Below are 21,416 nucleotides of genomic sequence, written 5' to 3' on the forward strand. Positions count from 1 at the left end.
AGCGTGCTACACGTCCGTTGTATCTGGCGTCGATACACAACTGCGCCTAGGATACGCGCCATGTTTTCAGGGAGCGTTTTCATGAGTAAGAAGCAGGTTTTGGGTGCACTCACCGCTGCGTTGCTGCTGTCGGGTTGCCAGTCGGTCAACACCACCAGCGGCGGCGCTGTCGGCGTCGATCGCAAGCAGTACATGTTCAGCATGCTGTCGAGCGATGAGGTCAACCAGTCCTACGCGCAGTCCTATCAGCAGAAGATCGGCGAAGCGAACAGCAAGAACGTGCTGGACAAGTCCAGCGCCAATGCCAAGCGCATCCAGGCGATCGCCAACCGGCTGATTGCCCAGGCCCCGGTTTTCCGCCCGGATTCCGCGCAGTGGAACTGGGAAGTCAACCTGATCAAGAGCGATGAACTCAACGCCAACTGCGGCCCTGGCGGCAAGATCATTTTCTACAGCGGCCTGATCGACAAGCTGCAACTGACCGACGATGAAATCGCCGCGGTCATGGGCCATGAAATCGCCCACGCCTTGCGCGAGCACGGTCGTGAAGCGATGTCCAAGGCCTACGGGGTCAGTGCGCTGAAGCAGATCGCCCTGATCGCCGGCGCGCCGCAGGAAGCGGTCGCCGTGGGCGACAACGGGGTCAACCTGTTGATGACCCTGCCCAACAGCCGCGGCAATGAAAACGAAGCCGACCTGATCGGCCTGGAACTGGCGGCCCGCGCCGGCTACAACCCGAACGCGGCCATCACCCTGTGGAACAAGATGAGCAAGGCCTCGGAAGGCGCGCCACCTGAATTCCTCAGTACTCACCCGGCGTCCGGCAGTCGTATTTCCTCGTTGGAAGCGGCGATTCCGAAGGTGATGCCGTTGTACCAGCAGGCCAAGAGGCCCTGATCGTCAGGCGTCGTTGTTGACGACAGTGTCGTGAACAAGCCGGCCCCCTGCAAAAGAAAGCCCCGACTGGTTCGGGGCTTTTTTGTGCTCGCAGGTTTGCCTGGAGGCATGCCTGCTGATGGGGCGCTTACAACCAGCCGCTGCTCTGCATGGCCTTGTACACCGCGACAATGGCCAGGATGAAGAACGCCGAGGCCGCGAGGCGACGGATCAGGGTCAGGGGCAGTTTCTCCGCCGCGAAGTTGCCGGCCAGTACCACCGGGACGTTGGCGATCAGCATGCCGGCGGTGGTGCCGATGATCACCAGCCACAGTTCAGGGTATTGCGCCGCGAGCATGACGGTGGCGATCTGGGTCTTGTCGCCGATTTCAGCGAGGAAGAATGCGATCAGCGTGGTCAGGAAGGGGCCGAACTTGCGGGCGGTGCTGGCTTCGTCGTCGTCCATCTTGTCTGGCACCAGGGTCCAGAGCGCGGTCGCGGTAAAGCTCGCGGCGAGGATCCAGTGCAAGGTCGCATCCGAGAAGAAGCTGCCGAACCAGGCGCCTACCGCACCGGCTGCCGCATGGTTGGCCAGGGTCGCGGCGACGATGCCGGCAATGATCGGCCAGGGTTTGCGAAAGCGCGCGGCGAGAATGAGGGCAAGCAGTTGCGTCTTGTCGCCGATTTCGGCCAAGGCAACGATCGCTGTGGGAACCAGTAGAGAATCCAGCATCAGGGCATTCCTAAGGGGCGGGTCGACACGGCTATGACACGTACAGCCTTCCCGCCCCGGGTAAGGTGTGCGTGTCATAGGTCTTGTCAAACCCTGCGGTCCGTCTGTGCGGACTCTTGGGTCGCATGCGCCATGATCTGAGGATCAAGTATGTTGACGCATGCCGGGCGAGCGTGGCGCTCGCGGGAGACTACTCCCCTAGGACGGAGCGGATTCTGCCTAGGCAAAATCCATTCGGCAAGCGTTCTTTTGCAAAAAGGTTTTCAGCCGCGCTTGGCGCTGTAGATGCGAAAACCCTGGCCTTCGGCCTTGATCGAACAGGGGCCGAGATGCTCTTCGATCAGCGGTTGGTAACGCAGGAAACTGTTGGCTACCAGCCGGAGTTCGCCACCTGTTTTCAGATGTTTGGCTGCTTTTCGCAGCAGGTTTTCTGTCGCCTGGTAGTCCGTGTGGACCCCGACGTGGAACGGTGGATTGGTCAGGATGGTGTTCAAACCCATGGGCGCGGCATCGATACCGTCACCGGTCAGGACCTCGGCTTCCAGGCCATTGGCGGCCAGGGTCAGGCGACTGCTGGCAGCGGCGAAGGCGTCGACGTCGAGCAGGGTCACGCTGTTATGCGGGTAGCGCCGTTTGATCGCCGCGCCCAGGACCCCGGCGCCGCAACCGAAATCCAGCAGGTGGCCGCTGGGCAGTTTGTCCAGGTGTTCCAGCAACAGGGCGCTGCCGCGATCCAGGCGACCATGGCTGAACACCCCCGGCAGGCTGACCACTTTCAGCGGTCCTTCGACCAGCGGCAGTTCATATTCCTGGGCCAGGCTTTCCAGGCTGACGGCTTGCGGCGCGTTGTCGACCGTCACTTGCCATAGCTGGCAGTGCCGCGCGCTGTCGAGCTTGCGCGGTTTGCCGAAGGGGTTGAGCTGCTTGGCCGCGCGTTCGATGCCGCTGCGTTTTTCCCCGACCAGGTACAGCTCGCGCCCGGCCAGGCGCGAGGCGAGGGCGTTGAGCAGGTAGTCGGTCAGTTCCTTGGACTTGGGCAGGAACAGCACGGCGTTGGCAAAGGCTTGCTCGGGGGCGGTCACGCCGAAGTGGCTGCGTCCGCTGAAGCGCGCATCCAGCGCGGCCTGGTCGCCAGCATGCCAGCACCAGCCATGGGCGGCTGGCAGGCGGCCGAGCAGGTCATCGGCGGGCAGGCCGGCCAGCAGCAGCGAGCCTTGAAACAAGTCAGCCTGACGAAGCAGTACTTCACTGCGCGGATCCATAATCTGCTCCTGGGAAAAAAGTGGCGCAGTTTATCAACTGACGACCCGCAGCGCTGTACCGCTGAAAAACGCCTGGGCGTTTTCCGCCAGCTGGCCGACGATGCGCTGCCGGGCTTCACGGCTGCCCCAGGCGTTGTGTGGGGTCACGATCAACCGTGGGATGTCATGGGCCAGCAGCGGGTTGCCCGTGGTCGGCGGCTCGACGCTCAACACGTCGGTGGCCGCGCCGCCCAGATGACCGCTGCGCAGGGCGTCGGCCAGGGCCTGCTCGTCGATCAGGCCGCCACGGGCGGTGTTGACCACGAAGGCCTGGGGCTTGAGCAGGGCCAGCTCCCGGGCGCCGATAAAGTGCCGGGTGTGTTCGTTGAGCGGGCAGTGCAAGGTCAGTGCATCGACCTGCGGCAGCAGTTCATCCAGCGGCAGACGATCAGGACGGGCCGGACGACCGGGAATCTGCCCCAGCAACACGCGCATGCCGAAGGCTTCGGCCAGGCGGGCGACGGCGCCACCCAGCTCGCCATGGCCCAGCAGGCCCAGGGTCTTGCCTTGCAACTCGACGATCGGGAAGTCCAGCAGGCAGAACTGCCGCGCCTGCTGCCAGCGACCGTCACTGACCGCCTGGCGGTAATCGCCGAAGCGGGTGGCGAGGTTGAGCAGCAGCATGAGGGTGTGCTGGGCCACCGATGGCGTGCCGTAGCCCTGGCAGTTGGCGACTGTGATGCCTTGGGCGCGGGCAGCGGCCAGGTCGACATTGTTGGTGCCGGTGGCGGCCACCAGGATCAGTTTCAGCTCGGGGCAGGCGGCCAGGGTTTCGGCGTTGAGCAGCACTTTGTTGCTGATCGCCACCTGGGCTCCCTGCAGGCGCTCGATCACCTGTTCGGGGTTGGTCCGGTCATGCAATTGCAGTTCGCCGAAGCTGTGGCGCAGCGCGCCGAGGTCGAGGTCGCCGAGGTCCAGGGAGCTGTGGTCGAGGAAGACGGCGCGGCGATTGTTAGTCATCAACTGTACCTTTTGCACGAGGGTCTGAAGGCGTAATCTGCCGAGCCTAACAGATGAAATAATTAGATACACAGGAGTGTCCATGTACCTCGCCGAGTTCTTGACTGTCGCCCTTATTCACCTGCTTGCCGTGGCCAGTCCGGGCCCGGATTTCGCCGTCGTGGTGCGCGAAAGCGTGACCCACGGTCGCCGCGCCGGCACCTGGACGGCATTGGGCGTCGGCACCGCGATCTTCCTGCACGTGGGCTATTCGCTGCTGGGCATCGGCCTGATCGTGTCGCAATCGATCGTGCTGTTCAACGCGCTGAAATGGGCCGCCGCCGCTTACCTGCTGTACATCGGCTACAAGGCCCTGCGGGCGCAGCCGGCCAAGCCGGCTACCGAGAGCCTGCACCTGGAAGCCGGCGAGCGCACCGCGCGCGGCGCCTTCACTTCCGGTTTCGTGACCAATGGCCTGAACCCGAAAGCGACGCTGTTTTTCCTCTCGCTGTTCACCGTGGTCATCAATCCGCACACGCCCCTGGCCATCCAGGCCGGTTACGGCGTGTACCTGGCGGCGGCGACGGCTACCTGGTTCTGCCTGGTGGCGCTGTTGTTCAGCCAGCAGAAAGTCCGCGCCGGTTTTGCCCGCATGGGCCACTGGTTCGACCGCACCATGGGCGCGGTGCTGATTGCCATCGGGGTGAAGCTGGCCTTTACCGAGATGCATTGAGTCGGTCTTTCCCGCTTAGGCTCTTATCGGATATTTCTGATCATTAATTGGGATTAATCGTACAATCGTCCGCTTTTATGCCACTCCGGCCGGTCGAGCCCCTTGACCGCCCGGAGGGCGCGCGAGACCGGACGCTTGATGACGATACAAAAAGTACCGCAGCAGTTGCTCTATCTGGTTTATGGCGGCAAAGAGGTTTATCGCCATGAAGCGAAATTCAGCATTCTGACGGCCCTCGACCAGAGTAAGAGTGCCGAGCCGCTGGTGATTCGGGTCATGACCGACCGTCCCGAGGACTTCCACGGCTGGCCGGTGCACGTAGTGCCGTTGAGTACGCAAACGCTGGTCGAGTGGCAGGGCGACCAGGGCTACTACCATCGGCGCAAGGCCTGTGCCTTTGCCGCGGGCCTCGAGCTGGCGGACAAGACCCTGTTTGTCGATACCGACACCTTGTTCGAGGCCGACCCGCAGCGGCTGTTCGATCGTATTGCGCCCGGCCAGTACCTGATCGATGAAGACGAGTTTCTCTGGTCCGAAGTCCGTGCCCGCCCCGAGTTCGTCAAGCTCGACCGCTACCTGCAGGCCAGCGGTCAGTCGGTGCCCGACGACCAGCGCCTGTTCAACAGCGGGGTCTGTGGCCTGACGGCTGGCGACGGTCCGTTGATGCAGGCCTCGATTGCCTTGATCGATGAGTGGAGCGCACACATCAAGGACCTGCACACCCTGGAACAGATCGCCCTGTCATTTGCCTTGCGCGGTCAATTCGTGGGCGAGAGCAAGAGTTGCATCTATCACTACTTCTCCGACAAGGACTTCTTCCACGCCATGCAGGCGCTGTTCTTCCAGCGTCACGGCGAAGCTTTCCGGCCGGAATTGTTGCGCATGCAGCGCGAGGTGCCACGGCGCAAAACCTTGCCGTCGCTGTTTCAGCGCTCGCGGATCAAGTTCTACTTGAGGCGACAGAACAAGGACATGCAAAAGGTCGGGCGCGACCTGCTGTATGGCAGCTGCGGCCCGATCTCGCCTTATGTCGAGGCTTGCCGCCATGTCTGGTGGGATCAGGGGCTGCGCCAGATCCAGCGCCGCGGCATGAGCCAGCAGGCGCCGATTCGCGCGCTGGCGCGTGGCGAATGGCCGGCCGGGCTGCCCCGGCCGCAAAACCGTGACGTGGAAAAACGCCTGCGCCACTACCTGCAACAGCATTTGCAGCCGCACGGGCCTGCACACGGGGTTAAGTGATGGGGCCTAGCGCCTTGAACTGATTCAGGGCGCCGAGGTATTCCCGCGGGTGGTGGCCGAGCAAGCGGCAGAACATCGCGCTGAAGGCCCGGGCGCTGCCATAACCCAAGGCCGTCGCCACTTGCTGCACGCTCTCGCCGGCGATCAAGCGTGGCAGGGCTTCCATCAGGCGCAGTTGCTGGCGCCAGGCATTGAAGCTCATTTGCAATTCCTGCTGAAACAGCCGCGCCAGGGTTCGTGAACTGGCGCCGACCTGCTGCGCCCAGTCTTCCAGGGTATTGGCATGATCCGGCGTCTGCAGCAGCGCCTGGCAAATGGCTTGCAGGCGCCGGTCGCGGGGCATGGGGATATGCAGTGGCAGGTTCTCCAGGCGGGCGACTTCTTCCAGCATCAGTTGCTGGATCAGTGGGTTTTCCGCGTGTTCGCGACCCTGCACGGCCCGCAGGATCAGCTCGCGCAGCAGCGGTGTGACCGCCAGCACGCAACATTGCTGCAGCGAAGGCGGCGACAGCTCGGGGGCGATGAACAGCGAACGCATGTGCACATCGCCGGCCATGAAGATTTCATGTTCCACCAGGGGCGGAATCCACACCGCGCGGGTCGGTGGCAGGACCCATGCGCCCTGGGCCGTTACCACGCGCATGGTCCCGCGCACCGCGTACAGCAGTTGTGCCTCGCGATGCCGGTGCAGCTCCTGGTGGGCACCGTCGAGATAATCGCGTGGGTAGGCGCTGACCGGGCCGTGCTGAAAGTGGCTGATTAACATGTCCGATCCAATGACTTTATTGTCAGGAGTGCGTTTTATAGCCAACCTAGCATAACGGCATACCTACAACGAAACAGCGTGCCGTCATGAATCAGTCTCGAAACGTAATCCGCTACATCAACGCCGCCCATGTGATCGATCACATGTTCATGCTGATCTTCCCCGCCGCCGTGCTCGGGATGACCAGGGCCTTCGACCTGGACTATGCCGCGCTGATCGGTCTTTCCCTGGGCGGCTTCATTGCCTTCGGCGCCTGTTCGCTACCGGCTGGCTGGCTGGGCGACCACTGGAGCCGGCGGCAGATGATGCTGCTGTTCTTCTTCGGTATCGGCGCATCGGCGATTTTCACCGGCCTGAGCAGCAGCCCGACGATGCTGGTGGTCGGCCTGACGCTGATGGGGGTGTTTGCCGCGATCTACCATCCGGTGGGCACGGCGATGCTGGTGGCCTATGCGCAGAACCGCGGGCGGGAGATCGGCATCAATGGCATGTGGGGCAATCTCGGCGTGGCCTTTTCGGCATTGATCAGCGGGCTGCTGGTGGCGCATTTCGGCTGGCGTTCGGCGTTCATCCTGCCGGGCGTGGTGGCGATTGCTCTGGGCCTGGGGTTTGCCTGGCAGGTGCGTGAAGAACCCATCCCGGCACGGCCCCATGTGCGGCTCAAGGGCGTGGACGGCCAGCGCATTTCCATGGCCATGGTGTTTGGCGTCCTGGCCCTGGCAACCGCGACCGGCGGGGTGGTGTTCAACGCCACCACCATGACCTACCCGAAGCTGTTCCAGGAGCGCCTGCAGGACCTGTTCGCTTCGCCGCAGACCCTGGGCCTGGTGGTCAGCCTGGCGTATGCCTTCGGCGCCGTGGCGCAACTGAGCATTGGCCGGGTGCTGCATCGCTTCAGTCTGAAATGGCCCTTTATCTTCTTGACCCTGTGCCAGGCGCCGCTGCTGTTCGGCCTGGCCGAGGTCGAGGGCTGGGCGGTCATCGGCCTGGGAGCGGCCTTTATGTTCGTGGTGTTCGGGCAGGTCACGGTGAACGATGCGATGGTCGCCAACTTCGTTGCCCCGCAGTGGCAGTCCCGGGTGTTTGCCTTGCGCTACTGCCTGTCGTTCGGCGCCAGTGCCACGGCGATTCCGTTGATTGCCTTTGTCGAGCCGCGCCAGGGGCTGGCCGGGCTGTACCTGATCCTGAGTGGTTTCGCCGCGCTGACCTTCGCCGCCGCGTTGATCTTCCCGCGTACCCCGGCGGAGGCCGCGGCGGGGCAGGCCGCTTGAGGGGGCATAGGAGTGTCTTCGCGTGAATCCCCGGTCGCACGAATGCTGGCTTGGAGCTAGCATTCGTACGGCTCTGCAAATCATTCCTTTGGCTGATTTGGCAGAGCCAACGGCGCTCTAGAGTGAGCGTTCTCAAGCCACGACCGTGCAGTCACGAAAAGGGATGCTTATGTTGCAGACTCGCGTTATTCCGCCAGCCGAAGGCGCTTACCAATACCCGCTATTGATCAAGCGGCTGCTGATGTCCGGCACCCGTTACGAGAAGACCCGTGAAATCGTTTACCGGGACAAACTGCGTTACAGCTACCCAACCCTGATCGAGCGCGTGGCCAGGCTGGCGAACGTGTTGACGGCTGCCGGGGTCAAGGCCGGGGATACCGTGGCGGTGATGGACTGGGACAGCCATCGCTACCTGGAGTGCATGTTCGCCATCCCGATGATCGGCGCGGTGATCCACACCATCAACGTGCGCCTGTCGCCGGAACAGATCCTGTACACCATGAACCACGCCGAGGACCGCTTCGTGCTGGTCAACAGCGAGTTCGCCGGGCTCTACCAGGCGATCGCCGGGCAACTGACCACGGTGGAGAAAACCCTGCTGCTGACCGACGGCCCGGAAAAGAGCGCCGACCTGCCGAACCTGGTGGGCGAATACGAGCAGCTTCTGGCCGCTGCCAGCACCCAGTACGCCTTCGAGGATTTCGACGAAAACTCGGTGGCCACCACCTTCTACACCACCGGCACCACCGGCAACCCGAAGGGCGTGTACTTCACCCACCGCCAGCTGGTGCTGCATACCATGGGCGTGGCGGTGATCATGGGCAGCATCGACAGCGTGCGCCTGCTGGGCACCAGCGATGTGTACATGCCGATTACCCCGATGTTCCACGTGCATGCCTGGGGCCTGCCTTATGTGGCGACCATGCTCGGCCTCAAGCAGGTCTATCCCGGTCGTTACGACCCGGAGCTGCTGGTGGAGCTGTGGCGCAAGGAAAAGGTCACCTTCTCCCACTGCGTGCCGACCATCCTGCAGATGCTGCTCAATGCCAAGGCGGCCCAGGGCACGGATTTCGGCGGCTGGAAGATCGTCATCGGCGGCAGCGCGCTCAACCGTGCGCTGTACGAGGCCTCCAAGGCCAAGGGCATTCAGCTGACGGCGGCCTATGGCATGTCGGAAACCGGGCCGCTGGTGTCCTGTGCCCACCTCAACGAAGAGCTGCTGGCGGGCACCGAGGATGAACGCACCTCCTACCGGATCAAGGCCGGCGTGCCCGGGCCTCTGGTGGAGGCGGCGATTGTCGATGGCGACGGCAACTTCCTGCCGGCCGATGGCGAGACCCAGGGTGAGCTGGTGCTGCGCGCACCCTGGCTGACCGAAGGCTATTTCAACGAACCGCAGAAGGGCGCGGAGCTGTGGGAAGGCGGCTGGCTGCACACCGGCGACGTGGCGACCCTCGACGGCATGGGTGTGATCGACATTCGCGACCGGATCAAGGATGTGATCAAGACCGGAGGCGAGTGGGTATCGTCCCTGGCCCTGGAAGACCTGATCAGCCGGCACCCGGCGGTACGCGAAGTAGCAGTGGTGGGTATTCCCGATCCGCAGTGGGGCGAGCGCCCGTTTGCCTTGCTGGTGGTCCGCGAAGGGCATGCAATCGAGGCCAAGGAGCTCAAGGAGCATCTCAAGCCGTTTGTCGAACAGGGGCACTTGAGCAAGTGGGCGATTCCCAGTCAGATCGCCCTTGTTACTGAAATTCCCAAGACCAGTGTCGGCAAGCTCGACAAGAAGCGCATCCGCCTCGACATCACCGAATGGCAGGCCAACAACAGCACCTTTCTTTCGACCCTGTAAGCACCTCCTGCCGTGCCCGAAAGGGCACGGTAGAGCCCACCAAGCAAGCGCTTGCCTTGTCAAATCCGAATTTTCAGCCATCCTTGCCGTGCCGGCATTTGCCGGACTGGCGAAAGGACTGTTCCAGAGTGGTTGGAGGCTGCAAATCACACTTTAGAGGGATCAAGCCGTACCACCTGCTGGCTATAGTCCGCCCAAGGATTTTTAAGAACGGGGCAACCGCACAACACGGGGCGATGCAACTTTGAACGACTTCGGGGCTGACTGGGTTCCGCCCGTTCAGAGCGTTTTTAAAAGTGCTCACTGCCATAACAATAAAGCACATGGAGTAGCGTCGATGACATCAGTAAACCAGCTCTGGCGCCGGGCGAAACTGCCTCTGGCCGTCAGTCTCGCCTCTACGCTCGCCGGGCCTGCCTTCGGCGTCAGTTTCAACATCGGTGAAATCGAAGGTCAGTTCGACTCTTCTCTATCGCTGGGTGCGAGCTGGTCTACCCAGAGCCCCAACAAGAATCTGATTGGTGTCAACAACGGCGGTCATGGCCTGTCCCAGACCTCCGACGATGGCCACGCTAACTTCAAAAGTGGCGAAACCTTTTCCAAGATCTTCAAGGGCATCCATGACCTTGAACTGAAATACGGCGACACCGGCGTCTTCGTCCGTGGCAAGTACTGGTATGACTTCGAGCTCAAGGACGAAAGCCGCGAGTTCAAGGACATCAGCGACAGCAACCGCAAGGAAGGCGCCAAGTCTTCCGGCGGGCAGATCCTCGACGCCTTCATCTACCATAACTACTCGATCGCCGAGCAGCCGGGTTCCGTGCGTCTGGGCAAGCAAGTGGTGAGCTGGGGTGAAAGTACCTTCATCGGCGGCGGCATCAACTCGATCAACCCGATCGACGTATCGGCTTTCCGCCGTCCTGGCGCGGAGATCAAGGAAGGCCTGATCCCGGTCAACATGTTCTACGTCTCCCAGAGCCTGACCGACAACCTCTCGGCCGAAGCCTTCTATCAGCTGGAATGGGACCAGACCGTCGTCGACAACTGCGGCACCTTCTTCTCCCAGCCGGACATCATCGCCGACGGTTGCAGCGACAACCTGCGGGTGCTGAACAAACGCTCGACCATTCCATCGATTGCCCTGGGGCCATTGGCCGCCGCGGGTGTCGACGTCAACCAGGAAGGCGTGCTGGTACGTCGTGGCCCGGACCGCGATGCACGGGACAGCGGGCAGTGGGGCGTGTCCTTCAAGTACATGTACGAACCGCTCGACACCGAGTTCGGCGCGTACTTCATGAACTACCACAGCCGTGCGCCGATCTTCAGCGCCACCGGTGCTCCGCAGTCGGTCTTCAATCGCGTGGCGGCCTTGCCTCCAGCGTTCCGCGCCTTGGGCCCACTGGTGGTTGCCGGTAGCTCCGAGTACTTCGTCGAGTACCCTGAGGACATTCGCCTCTACGGCCTGAGCTTCTCCACCACCTTGCCTACCGGTACCGCGTGGAGCGGTGAGATCAGCTATCGCCCGAACGCTCCGGTGCAACTGAACTCCACCGATATCCTGTTCGCCGGTGTTCGCCCATTGGGCGGTACCCTGGCCAATGCCTCGCTGCTCGACGGCTCGCCGGGCCAGGACCTGCACGGCTATCGCCGTAAAGAGATCACCCAACTGCAGACCACCTTCACCCACTTTTTCGATCAGGTCATGGGCGCCAGCCGCCTGACCCTGGTCGGTGAAGTCGGCCTGACCTACGTGGGCGGCCTGGAAAGCACCTCCAAGGTTCGTTACGGCCGCGATCCGGTCTACGGCCCGGGCGAACTGCCTGCCACCGGCAGCCTGGACACCTGCTCGCAGATCCTCAATACCAGCACCATCAACGGCGCGGGTCCAGGCGCGGCGACCAACAATCGCAGCCGCAACTGTAACGACGACGGCTTCACTACCTCGACTTCCTGGGGTTATCGCGGTCGTGCCATCTGGGAATACAACGACGTGTTCGCCGGTGTGAACCTCAAGCCGAACGTGGCCTGGTCCCATGACGTCAGTGGTTACTCGCCTGGCCCTGGCGGCAACTTCGAGGAAGGTCGCAAGGCCATCAGCCTCGGCGTGGATGCCGAGTACCAGAACACCTACACCGCGAGCCTGGCGTACACCAACTTCTTCGACGGCAAGTACACCACCGTGGATGACCGTGACTTTGTGGCCCTCAGTTTCGGCGTGAACTTCTAAGCACTGCATTTTCAGGAAGAACAAGAATATGAAAGTAACCAAGAGTCTGTTGCAGGTCGGTGTCCTCGGGCTGTCGCTGCTGGCGACCGGGGTCATGGCCGCGGTCTCGGCCGATGAAGCGGCCAAGCTGGGTACCTCCCTGACGCCGATGGGCGCGGAAATGGCCGGTAACTCCGCCGGTACCATTCCCGCCTGGAAAGCCTTGCCGACCAACGCCGGCAATGTGGACGGCAAGGGCTTCCTGTCCAACCCGTACGCCAGCGAGCAGCCGCAGTTCACCATCACCGCGCAGAACGTCGAGCAGTACAAGGACAAGCTGGCGCCGGGGCAGTACGCGATGTTCAAGCGCTATCCTGAAACCTACAAGATGCCGGTCTATCCTTCCCACCGCGGTGCCACGGTGCCCGCCGACGTGTTCGCCGCGATCAAGGAAAACGCCACCAAGACCAACCTGGTCAGCGGCGGCAACGGCCTGGAAAACTTCAAGACCGCCATTCCGTTCCCGATTCCGAAAAGCGGCGTGGAAGTCATCTGGAACCACATTACCCGCTATCGCGGCGGCAGCGTGACCCGTCTGGTGACCCAGGCGACGCCACAGGCCAACGGCTCGTTCAGCCTGGTGTACTTCCAGGACCAGTTCGTGTTCCGCGACAAAATGAAGGACTACGATCCGGCGAACCCGGGCAACATCCTGTTCTACTTCAAGCAGAAAGTGACCGCGCCGGCGCGCCTGGCCGGTGGTGTGCTGCTGGTGCACGAAACCCTCGACCAGGTGAAGGAACCGCGCTCGGCCTGGGTCTACAACGCTGGCCAGCGTCGTGTGCGTCGCGCCCCGCAAGTGTCGTATGACGGTCCGGGTACCGCGGCCGACGGCCTGCGTACTTCCGACAACCTCGACATGTACAACGGCGCGCCGGACCGCTACGACTGGAAGCTGGAAGGCAAGAAGGAGATGTACATCGCCTCCAACAGCTACAAGCTCGACTCGCCGCAACTGAAGTACGCCGAGATCATCAAGGCCGGCCACATCAACCAGGATCTGGCGCGCTACGAGCTGCGCCGTGTCTGGCACGTGGTCGCGACCCTGAAGGAAGGTCAGCGTCATATCTACGCCAAGCGTGACTTCTACATCGATGAAGACACCTGGCAGGCCGCGGTGATCGACCACTACGACGGTCGTGGCCAGCTGTGGCGCGTGGCCGAGGCGCATGCCGAGAACTACTACGACAAGCAAGTGCCGTGGTACGCCCTGGAAACCCTCTACGACCTGCAGTCCGGCCGTTACCTGGCACTGGGCATGAAGAACGAAGAGAAATCGGCCTATGACTTCGGCTTCACTGCCACCACCAGCGACTTCACCCCGGCGGCCCTGCGCCAGGATGGCGTTCGTTAACCCGCGGTAAATCGAGGCGCATCCTCGATCGACGCCCCGACTGGTTCGGGGCGTTTTTTATTGTCTGGGATTTTCTACAAAACACGGGGTGGCCTCTGTAGGAGCGAGCTTGCTCGCGAAAAATACTCCAGACAATGCCACCTCCCGGTAAAACCGCGCTGAGCTGATCGCGAGCAAGCTCGTTCCTACAAGTACGCGGGGAGCGCTGACAAACCCGGTTGTATTCTTTTTCTATCCATCTGTAGCAAAAATCTTCAACAGGGGGCTTTTTACCGCTAGTCTGCCGACATCTGTATTGCCGACAACAGCACTTCAATAAGAGTTGGCCATGACTGATCTGTCCCGTATCCAGGGGCCTGCCGGTGCGGCCATCCCCGCGCCGGAAGGGCGCTTCTACCGACCTCCCTTGCCCGACGGCTACGTTCTGCGGCCGCGTCTGTGCGAGCGCTTGAGCGCGGGCCTCAATGGCCGGTTGCTGTTGGTCAGTGCGCCGGCCGGTTTTGGCAAGAGTTCGCTGGCGGTGGAGTTCTGCCAAAGCCTGCCGCCGCACTGGCGCAGCCTGTGGCTGGGGCTCAGTCGCCGGGACAACGATCCGGGACGTTTTCTCGAACGCCTGCTCGAGGGGCTGCAACAGTATTTCGCCCAACTGGGCAGCCAATCCCTCGGGCTGCTGAAGATGCGCCAGCGCCACCAGCCCTTCGCCTTCGAAGAATGGCTGGACGGCCTGCTCGACGAGTTGGCGGCCCATCTTTCCAGTGCGTCTCCCTTGTTGCTGGTGCTGGACGATTACCACCTGGCCCAGGGGCCGGTGCTCGATCGTTGCCTGCAGTTCTTCCTCAATCATCTACCCGACGGCCTGTTGGTGCTGGTGACCAGCCGCCAGCGCCCGGACTGGCACCTGGCGCGTTTGCGCCTGTCGCGGCAGTTGCTGGAACTGCACGAGCAGGACCTGCGCCTGACCTACGACGAATCCCTGACCCTGCTCGACCGGCACAGCAGTTCGTTGCGCGGCGAGGCGCTGGAAAGCCTGATCCTGCGCAGCGAAGGCTGGGTAGCGGGGTTGCGTTTCTGGTTGCTGGCGGCCTCGGAGGCGGGCAGCGGTGGAGCCTTGCCGCAGTCGCTGAATGGCGGCGAAGGCCTGATTCGCGATTATCTGCTGGAAGAAGTCATCGATTGCCTGCCTGCCGAAGTGCAGTCGTTCCTCTACGACACGGCGCCCCAGGAGCGCTTCTGCAGCGAACTGTGCGATGCGCTGCGCGAGTCCCACGACAGTGCCGAGATCCTGCGTTACCTGTTGGCCCACCAGGTATTCCTGGTGCCGCTGGACGAGCAGGGGCATTGGTACCGTTATCACCACCTGTTCTCCGACCTGCTGCGCACCCGGCCCACCGCCAACGCAGTATTGCCGCCGGCCAGCCTGCACCTGCGGGCCTGTCGCTGGTTCAACGCCCAGGGGCTGCTGGACGAAGCGGTGGAGCAGGCGTTGCGCGCCGGGCACCTGGATGTGGCGGCGAACCTGGTACAGAACTTGTCCGAGGAACAACTGCTGGCCGAGCAGAACGTCGGCATGTTGCTGCGCTGGAAAATGGACTTGCCCGACAGCCTGCTGATCAGCACCCCGCGGCTGATCGTGCTGTACAGCTGGGCGCTGGGGCTGGCGTGCCAGCTGGATGCCGCCGAGGAGCTGGCCAGCCATTTGAGTCGCTTCCTGCCGGCCCCTTCGGCCACTGCGCAGAAATCCATGCTGGCGCAATGGCTGGCCTTGAGCGGGATCGTCGCCCGCGGGCGGGGGAATCGCGAGCTGACCCTGCTGTACTGCACCGAAGCCCTGGAAACCTTGCCGCAGAAACGTTACGGGCAGCGGCTGGTATGCCTGTCGACCCTGTCCAACCTGGCGATCGCCGATGGCGACCTGTGGCGCGCCCGGGGGCTCAACCGCGAATCCCTGGAGCTGGCGCAGCGGGTCGGCAACCCCTTGTTCGAGGCCCTGGCCCATTACGACCGGGCCCGGGTGCTGCAGGCCCGCGGCGAGATCCTGCGGGCGCTGGATGAAGTGCGCCAGGGCTTGCAGCGCTTGTATGGCCTGTCCGCGCAACGCCTGTACGCGGTACGTGCGCGGCTGACGCTGTATGAGGGGTATCTGCTGACGTTGCGCTGCCAGCCCGAGACCGGGCTGGCGCGCTTGCGGGCGGGCCTGGTCGAGGCCCGGGCCTGTCGCGATATCAGCGTGCTGATCGGCCATTGCGTGATCGCCAACCTGGAAGGCCACAACGGTGAATTTGCCAAGGCCTTTGCCGAGCTGGCCGAGGCCGAGCGCCTGATGCACATCTGGGACGTCCCGCCGATCTACTACCTGGCGATGATTACCCTGGTCAAGTGCGAACTCTGGCTGGTCCAGGGCCGCACCGACCTGGCGCAGGCCTGGCTGGCTCGCCTGGGGCAGACCTACACCGGCGACCAGGCCGCCGCGGCGCCGGAATTTCATCCACAGCTGCCGCTGCATATCGAGTTGCAGCAAGCCTTGCTCGACAGCATCCAGGGCGAGCCGGCCCTGGCCGAACAGCGCCTGGACAAACTGGTGGAGCATGGCCGCGAGACCGGGCGGCAGATGCTCAATGTGATGGCCTTGAATCAGAAGGTCGCGCTGTTGCTGGCCGAGGGGCGCGACCCCGAGGCCCGACAGGCCTTTGCCCTGGCGCTGGAGGCGGCCGTGGGCGGGGCATTGCAACCGTTCGAATGGGCGGTGCGGGCGCATCCGGCCTGGATCCGCGAGCAGCTGCAGCAGGGGCCGGCGACGCCATTGCGCCAGACCTTGCTCGAACGCCTGCCGGCCGCCGTGGCGCGCGAGCCTCTGGAGCAGCATCACGGCGAAGCCCTCAGCTCCCGCGAACTGGCGGTGCTGCAACTGATCGCCCAGGGCTGTTCCAACCAGGAAATCAGCGATCAGTTGTTTATCTCGCTGCACACCGTGAAGACCCACGCCAGCCATATCAACAGCAAGCTGGGGGTGGAGCGTCGCACCCAGGCCGTGGCCCGGGCCCAGGAGCTGGGCTTGCTAGGTTGATCGGGCTGTCAGTCGATCTCGCGGGCATTGCCTTCGGCGCGCTCTTGGGGCGCAGCTGGAGGCTCGGTGGGGGTGAAGTCCAGGGTCACCGTGAAGCGCTGTTGTTCGGTCACGACCTGGATTGTCCAGCCCAGCCTGGCGCACAGCTGGCGCATCAGTTCCAGGCCCAGGCCATAGCCGAAATCGCTGGATTCTTCCGGCTCGCGGGTGTCACGGACGCGGTTGACGATGCGCAGTCGCAGCTGCTCGAAGGTGATTTCGATGCTGCCGTCGTCGGCATATTGCAGGGCATTGCGTAGAAAGTTACCGACCACGATCCGGCAGGCGGTCGGGGGCAGCCGACAGGGTTCGTTGCTGATGTCGAGGATCAGTTCGATATCCCGCTTGCCGATCAGGTAGCGATGCTCCTGGATCAGTTCGTTGAACAGCTCGGCCATGTCGATGGCTTCTTCCGGCAAGGGTTCAAGGCGCTCGCGGCTCATCCACAGCAGCGTCTCGGCAATGCGCTGCATGTTCAGCACCGAGCGTTCGATACGTTGCAGAGGTGGGGGCAGGGTGCCGCCGGACTGCAGGGCCAGCAGTTCCAGGTTGGCCTTGAGCACCGCCAGCGGCGTGCGCAACTCATGGCTGGTATAGCGCAGCAGGCGTCCCTCGCGCAGGCTGGCGGCCTGCACCTGCTGCACGCTCTGGGCCAGGGAGTCAGCCAGTACATTGAATTCCTTGAAGCGGAAATTCGGCCGTTGGCTGGACACCGCGTTCGGATCCTTCAGGGTGGTGGACCACTGGGCCAACCGGCCGAGAGGACGTACCAGCCACCAGACCAGCAGGACGATGATGATCAGTGCCGGGACGAAGACCCCCAGGCTGATGAAGTTGACGCTGTTCAGTTCGTGATCGAGATAGGCATCGGACAACGGAGTCTCGACCTCGCCACCTTCTTCATGGTCGTGGTCGACATCGAACATGTACAGGGTTTTGCCGTCACCCAGGGGCTGGGCCAGGATCGCTTTGACTTCATCCTGTCCATCGGCGTCCAGTTCGCCGAACACCTGTACGGCGCCGAAGGACAGGGTTGGCGGCGTATCCAGCAACTGGCGAATTTTCGGCGGCAACGCCTCCTTGCCGATAACGCTGCTGAAGAAATAGTTCTGTGGCGGGGGCAGGCTTGGGTCTTTCTTGTAATGCCTGACGAAGTACAGGGCTTGCTCTTCCATCATGGCGCTGGCGGTATAGAGCAGGCCACGGACGCTGTAGCTCGAGAGCAGTTGGCTGTAGATCAGCAGCACCACGGCAATCAACAGCAGGAAACTGCCGCTGATCACCCATTTCAGACTCAGCCCCTTGCGCATGGAGCCCTCAGCTGTACGCCAATGCCGGAAAGAGTGTGGATCAGCGGTTGGCTGAAATCCTTGTCCACGGTCTTGCGCAAGCGGTGCATATGCACCTTGAGGGTATTGCTGTCCGGTGGCTCGTCGCCCCAGACCGTGGCCTCGAGACGTTCGCGACCCACCGGCTCGGGACTGGCGCGCATCAGGCACTCCAGCAAGGTCCAGCAGATGGGCGACAGGTGCAGTTCCTGTCCGGCGCGGCTGACCTTGCGGGTGGACAGGTCCATGGTCAGGTCGGCCACCTGCAGGCGGCTGGCCTGGCCGCTGCGCCGCAGGCTCAGGGCGCGGATCCTGGCCACCAGTTCGGCCAGCTCGAAGGGCTTGACCAGATAATCGTCGGCGCCCATGGCAAAGCTGGCGAGCTTGTCCGGCAGGGCATCCAGCGAGGTGAGCATCAGGATCGGTGTCTGTTTGCCCTGTTCGCGCAGCTGTTTGCACAGCTGTTGGCCATCCAGGCGCGGCAGCATGATGTCCAGCAGGATCACATCATAGTGCTGGTCCAGCGCCAGGCTCAGGCCGGTCCGGCCATTGCTGGCGTGATCGCAGACGATCCCGTTGATCTCCAGGTATTCGATGACGGTGTTGGCCAGGTCGAGGTTGTCCTCGACCAGCAGCAGGTGGATATGCACGGGAACGTCCCCTTGGACCCTTGTCGCTCAGTGGCCCAGAGGATAACGGAGTCGGGCGTTTTTTTAGCGATGTTTACCTGACGTTAACCTGTCGGACTCTAGGGTGGCGGCTTTTACACCAAGAGGGCGCCACCATGAACCTGTCTCCTTTGATCAAAGACATTCTGCTGGTCTTGATTGTCATCGGCCTGCTGGCCTATGGCTCGCTGTCCAGAACGCCCGCGGTGCGCCTGGGCGAGGGTGGGCCGCGAGGAGGATTCTTGATCGGGCATGGCAGGGAGCTGACAGCAGGATCGGACGCCATTGCCCATGCATTCTGAAAAGGCCGGCGCGGGCTACACCGACCAACTGGTGTTTTGCTTGCTGCTGATTCTTTGCGTGTCGCTTGCGCTGGGCACCTATATCGTCCGGCTCAATGCGCGCATCGATCAGCAGCGTGAACTGTCGCCGGTGCATCTGCTCGAGTGCGGCAATGGGCGCGGCGCCTTTATCGTCTATCCCCATGGGCGGCGCAGCAGCAGTGACAATTGTTATCTGATCGAAGAGGATGAGTAGCCAGCGTAGCGCGATCCAGGAAGATCCGGCGCTGAATTCAAGCACAAGAAACGTAGTTCTTGCGTTTGAATGTCGATCTACAGTGCAGGCGTACCGGGATGAAGGCCAGGTCCGGGCCTGATCTCCCTGGAAGATAAAGGAGGCTTAGCATGTCCTGCGTATTCAAATTGATGAACTCGCCCGTCGGTCAACTGACCCTGGTTGCCAGGGGTACGAAGCTCGCCGCGATTCTCTGGGAGAGCGAGCGCGAAAACCGCGTGCGTCTCGGCCCGTTGCAGTCTGCCGACGATCATCCGGTCCTGCTGGAAACCGAACGCCAGCTCAACGAGTACTTTGCCGGCAGCCGCGATTGCTTCGAGCTGGAGCTGGACTTTGTCGGCACCGAGTTCCAACGCAAGGTCTGGCAGGCGCTGCTGACCATTCCCTTCGGTGAAACCCGCAGCTACAGCCAGATTGCCGCCCAGGTCGGCAGCCCCAAGGCCGTGCGCGCAGTCGGCGCGGCGAATGGCCGGAACCCGATCTCGATCATCGCCCCCTGCCACCGGGTGATCGGCGCCTCGGGCAGCCTCACCGGTTTTGCCGGCGGCCTGCAGGCCAAGCAGTTCCTGCTGGCGCTGGAGGGCGAGCAGACCTTGCCGCTGGACTTCTAGCCCTGCCGCCCAGGGCTTTGTCGGGCTGCTGGCGACAAGAACATCTTGTCTCCAGCAGCGGTTGTAGAGCGGTTGCCGCGATATCGTTCGGTATTAACCGAACGGGTAATAAGAGTTTTGTATTCTGTCGTCAAAAAAACATCACAAACCGCTCGCTATAATTTCCTCGAAATACAACTAAAGCCGTATAGCTCGCCTGCTTGATTTCTATCAAGGCATAACTGAATATAGCCCGCCAGCGTATCGGGATTTACCAACTTGGTAGGTCAGCAGCTATGCATTCACGTGCTTAGGCATAATAAGAAAAATCTTGCACCGTCTTCACCCTCTCCCGAGAGACTGAAGTAATCCTGAAATATGACGAGCTCATGACATGGATAGTCGACTCAAATACTCTGGCTTTATTCCGGCCGACGAAAGTAATTCAAATGTCTGTTTAAATTTAGAGCTTGAAAAGCTGTTGGGCGATCTGCAAGGGGCAAGTTATGCCTACTTTGCCGCCCCTCGAAATCGCGAAGTAGCCCCTCTTATTATTTCGAACTACCCATCGCGCTGGCTGAAAGCCTATAAGAATGCCAACTATCATTTGATCGACCCGATCATTCATCACGGTCTTAAAAGTTGCGCGCCGTTTTCCTGGAGCGACGCTCTCCAGGCCGCCTCCTGTGACAAGAGTCAGGAGTTGTTTCGACGTTCCAGCCAATACCGCATCTGCTCCGGCGCGACGTTTACCCTGCATGACGCCTGCGGCATGTTCAGTTCGCTGAGCCTTTGCAATAGCGGGTCGCAAGCCGAATTTGAGCGGCGCATGGCCGACCAGCAGGGGCAGTTGCAGATGGCGCTGATCCGCTTTCATAGCCGGCTGCTGAGCCTGCGGGCGATGGACGAGCTGTTCCCCGAGCCTCAGACCGGGCCGCTTTCGGCCAGGGAGCTGGGGGTGCTCAAGTGGGTGATGATGGGCAAGGCCTACCGGGAAATCGCGCTGATCTGCGCGATTTCCGAGCGGACGGTCAAATTTCACATGTCGAACATTTCCGGAAAGCTGCAGGTCTGCAACGCCAAGCAGGCGGTCTACGAGGCTCAGCGCCAGGGCATCCTCTGATTCAGGCGCTGATCCGCTGAGGCTCGTAGAACGCGGTGTGGAGCGGGTTCAGGCGCTGCGGCCAGCAGCTGAGCTGCGTGGATGACAAGGGGCATTTGCGAGCGATGCTGGACAGCAGGCGCTGACGATTGGCGTCGCTGATCGGCATGTTCAGCAGCAGCACCTTTTCTCCCGGCGCGGCCTCGCCGGTGTCCATTACTTCGTAGTGCCAGCCGGCGTTGCGGACGATCCGTCCCATGGCGTTGCTGACCACCGTGATGATCGATTCCAGGCCGCTGCGCGCGGCATGGTTGTGCATGCACAACAGCAGCATTTCGGTCAGCGGCAGATGGGCCAGGCCGAGCTGGCGCGAGCGGGTCTTGTCGACGAAAAAGCGGCTGGATTCAGCCATCAGCGCCTGCTTGGGCGGCGCGCAGCGGAAAAAGTCGCGGAACGGCCCTTCGACCATGTAGGGATCCAGGGTGTTGATCAGGCGCAGGCCGGCCAGGGGCACGCCTTTCCAGGTACCGATCAGGTAGGTGGTGCGCTCGTTGTCGTACTCATCGAACTCGATGTCATTCTTTATATTAACCTTCCAGTTCAAACGATCGGCGAATACTTCCTTGCGCAGGCCATACAAATCGGCGACCCAGGCGTGGGGCGTCGCACTATAGTCGAGCGCGTGAAATTCGATAAATTCCATATTGTTGAAGTTCTTC

Annotated in this window: 19 protein-coding genes and 1 riboswitch; of the genes, 12 read left to right on the forward strand and 7 right to left on the reverse strand. The window is 62.2% G+C overall.

Annotated features, from left to right (window positions below; genetic code table 11):
• Window positions 1-81 precede the first annotated feature (81 nt).
• Entirely contained in the window at window positions 82-897 is an 816-nt protein-coding gene (locus J4D28_RS09585; protein WP_009050763.1) for a M48 family metallopeptidase, read from the forward strand.
• Window positions 898-1,024: 127 nt separating this feature from the next.
• Here J4D28_RS09585 and J4D28_RS09590 read toward each other — a convergent pair whose 3' ends face one another.
• The 3 genes from J4D28_RS09590 to J4D28_RS09600 all read right to left on the reverse strand — a co-directional run bounded on the left by J4D28_RS09590 (window position 1,025) and on the right by J4D28_RS09600 (window position 3,870).
• On the reverse strand, window positions 1,025-1,609 hold the full coding sequence (locus J4D28_RS09590; RefSeq protein ID WP_009045541.1) for a TMEM165/GDT1 family protein: 585 nt from the start codon (window positions 1,607-1,609) through the stop codon (window positions 1,025-1,027).
• A gap of 89 nt (window positions 1,610-1,698) precedes the next feature.
• Window positions 1,699-1,820: riboswitch (yybP-ykoY riboswitch) on the reverse strand.
• Between the two features lie 52 nt (window positions 1,821-1,872).
• Window positions 1,873-2,871: a class I SAM-dependent methyltransferase gene (locus tag J4D28_RS09595; RefSeq protein ID WP_103331094.1), complete on the reverse strand. Its 999-nt coding sequence runs from the start codon at window positions 2,869-2,871 to the stop codon at window positions 1,873-1,875.
• A 33-nt stretch (window positions 2,872-2,904) separates the two neighbouring features.
• Entirely contained in the window at window positions 2,905-3,870 is a 966-nt protein-coding gene (locus J4D28_RS09600) for a 2-hydroxyacid dehydrogenase (protein ID WP_038635038.1), read from the reverse strand.
• 82 nt (window positions 3,871-3,952) lie between these two features.
• Here J4D28_RS09600 and J4D28_RS09605 point away from each other — a divergent pair, with 82 nt between their 5' ends.
• Both J4D28_RS09605 and J4D28_RS09610 read left to right on the forward strand, forming a co-directional pair.
• A complete protein-coding gene (locus J4D28_RS09605) occupies window positions 3,953-4,582 on the forward strand; it encodes a LysE family translocator (RefSeq protein ID WP_028683370.1) in 630 nt (209 codons plus the stop codon).
• Between the two features lie 138 nt (window positions 4,583-4,720).
• Entirely contained in the window at window positions 4,721-5,821 is a 1,101-nt protein-coding gene (locus tag J4D28_RS09610; RefSeq protein ID WP_041984220.1) for a hypothetical protein, read from the forward strand.
• Here the strand turns inward: J4D28_RS09610 and J4D28_RS09615 are convergent.
• Window positions 5,814-6,587: a helix-turn-helix domain-containing protein gene (locus J4D28_RS09615; protein WP_009050758.1), complete on the reverse strand. Its 774-nt coding sequence runs from the start codon at window positions 6,585-6,587 to the stop codon at window positions 5,814-5,816. The genes J4D28_RS09610 and J4D28_RS09615 overlap by 8 nt on opposite strands.
• 86 nt (window positions 6,588-6,673) lie before the next feature.
• Between J4D28_RS09615 and J4D28_RS09620 the strand changes: the two genes are divergently transcribed.
• The 5 genes from J4D28_RS09620 to J4D28_RS09640 all read left to right on the forward strand — a co-directional run bounded on the left by J4D28_RS09620 (window position 6,674) and on the right by J4D28_RS09640 (window position 16,394).
• Window positions 6,674-7,858 (forward strand): MFS transporter, encoded by a 1,185-nt coding sequence (locus J4D28_RS09620; protein ID WP_028683368.1) that lies wholly within the window; start codon window positions 6,674-6,676, stop codon window positions 7,856-7,858.
• A gap of 169 nt (window positions 7,859-8,027) precedes the next feature.
• Window positions 8,028-9,710 (forward strand): fatty acid--CoA ligase, encoded by a 1,683-nt coding sequence (locus J4D28_RS09625; RefSeq protein ID WP_016703563.1) that lies wholly within the window; start codon window positions 8,028-8,030, stop codon window positions 9,708-9,710.
• Between the two features lie 337 nt (window positions 9,711-10,047).
• Window positions 10,048-11,937, forward strand: a complete 1,890-nt coding sequence (locus J4D28_RS09630; RefSeq protein WP_103331093.1) for a DUF1302 domain-containing protein — start codon at window positions 10,048-10,050, stop codon at window positions 11,935-11,937.
• Window positions 11,938-11,965: 28 nt separating this feature from the next.
• Window positions 11,966-13,330: a DUF1329 domain-containing protein gene (locus J4D28_RS09635; protein ID WP_009050754.1), complete on the forward strand. Its 1,365-nt coding sequence runs from the start codon at window positions 11,966-11,968 to the stop codon at window positions 13,328-13,330.
• A gap of 328 nt (window positions 13,331-13,658) precedes the next feature.
• Window positions 13,659-16,394, forward strand: coding sequence for a LuxR C-terminal-related transcriptional regulator (locus J4D28_RS09640; protein ID WP_103331092.1), 2,736 nt, complete (start codon window positions 13,659-13,661; stop codon window positions 16,392-16,394).
• Between the two features lie 8 nt (window positions 16,395-16,402).
• Here the strand turns inward: J4D28_RS09640 and J4D28_RS09645 are convergent, their stop codons facing one another.
• Window positions 16,403-17,743: a HAMP domain-containing sensor histidine kinase gene (locus J4D28_RS09645; RefSeq protein ID WP_016703561.1), complete on the reverse strand. Its 1,341-nt coding sequence runs from the start codon at window positions 17,741-17,743 to the stop codon at window positions 16,403-16,405.
• Window positions 17,728-18,411: a response regulator transcription factor gene (locus J4D28_RS09650; RefSeq protein WP_009050751.1), complete on the reverse strand. Its 684-nt coding sequence runs from the start codon at window positions 18,409-18,411 to the stop codon at window positions 17,728-17,730. Before J4D28_RS09650 ends, J4D28_RS09645 begins: the two co-directional genes overlap by 16 nt.
• Before the next feature lie 134 nt (window positions 18,412-18,545).
• Here J4D28_RS09650 and J4D28_RS09655 point away from each other — a divergent pair, with 134 nt between their 5' ends.
• The 4 genes from J4D28_RS09655 (at window position 18,546) to J4D28_RS09670 (ending at window position 20,718) form a co-directional block, all read left to right on the forward strand.
• Window positions 18,546-18,731 carry a hypothetical protein gene (locus tag J4D28_RS09655; RefSeq protein WP_016703559.1) on the forward strand — a complete coding sequence of 62 codons (186 nt, stop codon included), beginning with the start codon at window positions 18,546-18,548 and terminating at the stop codon, window positions 18,729-18,731.
• Window positions 18,721-18,966 carry a hypothetical protein gene (locus tag J4D28_RS09660; protein WP_016703558.1) on the forward strand — a complete coding sequence of 82 codons (246 nt, stop codon included), beginning with the start codon at window positions 18,721-18,723 and terminating at the stop codon, window positions 18,964-18,966. Before J4D28_RS09655 ends, J4D28_RS09660 begins: the two co-directional genes overlap by 11 nt.
• Window positions 18,967-19,115: 149 nt before the next feature.
• Complete coding sequence (locus tag J4D28_RS09665) at window positions 19,116-19,616, forward strand: methylated-DNA--[protein]-cysteine S-methyltransferase (RefSeq protein WP_103331091.1); 501 nt, start codon at window positions 19,116-19,118, stop codon at window positions 19,614-19,616.
• Between the two features lie 373 nt (window positions 19,617-19,989).
• Entirely contained in the window at window positions 19,990-20,718 is a 729-nt protein-coding gene (locus tag J4D28_RS09670) for a LuxR family transcriptional regulator (RefSeq protein ID WP_080577957.1), read from the forward strand.
• Between the two features lies 1 nt (window position 20,719).
• On the opposite strand, the gene J4D28_RS09675 is transcribed toward J4D28_RS09670, so the two are convergent.
• Window positions 20,720-21,400 carry an acyl-homoserine-lactone synthase gene (locus J4D28_RS09675; protein WP_038635027.1) on the reverse strand — a complete coding sequence of 227 codons (681 nt, stop codon included), beginning with the start codon at window positions 21,398-21,400 and terminating at the stop codon, window positions 20,720-20,722.
• Window positions 21,401-21,416: the final 16 nt, after the last annotated feature.

It is taken from the genome of Pseudomonas sp. GW531-T4, from assembly GCF_017349615.1.
In the GTDB taxonomy this organism is placed as follows: Bacteria; Pseudomonadota; Gammaproteobacteria; order Pseudomonadales; family Pseudomonadaceae; genus Aquipseudomonas; species Aquipseudomonas chlororaphis_I.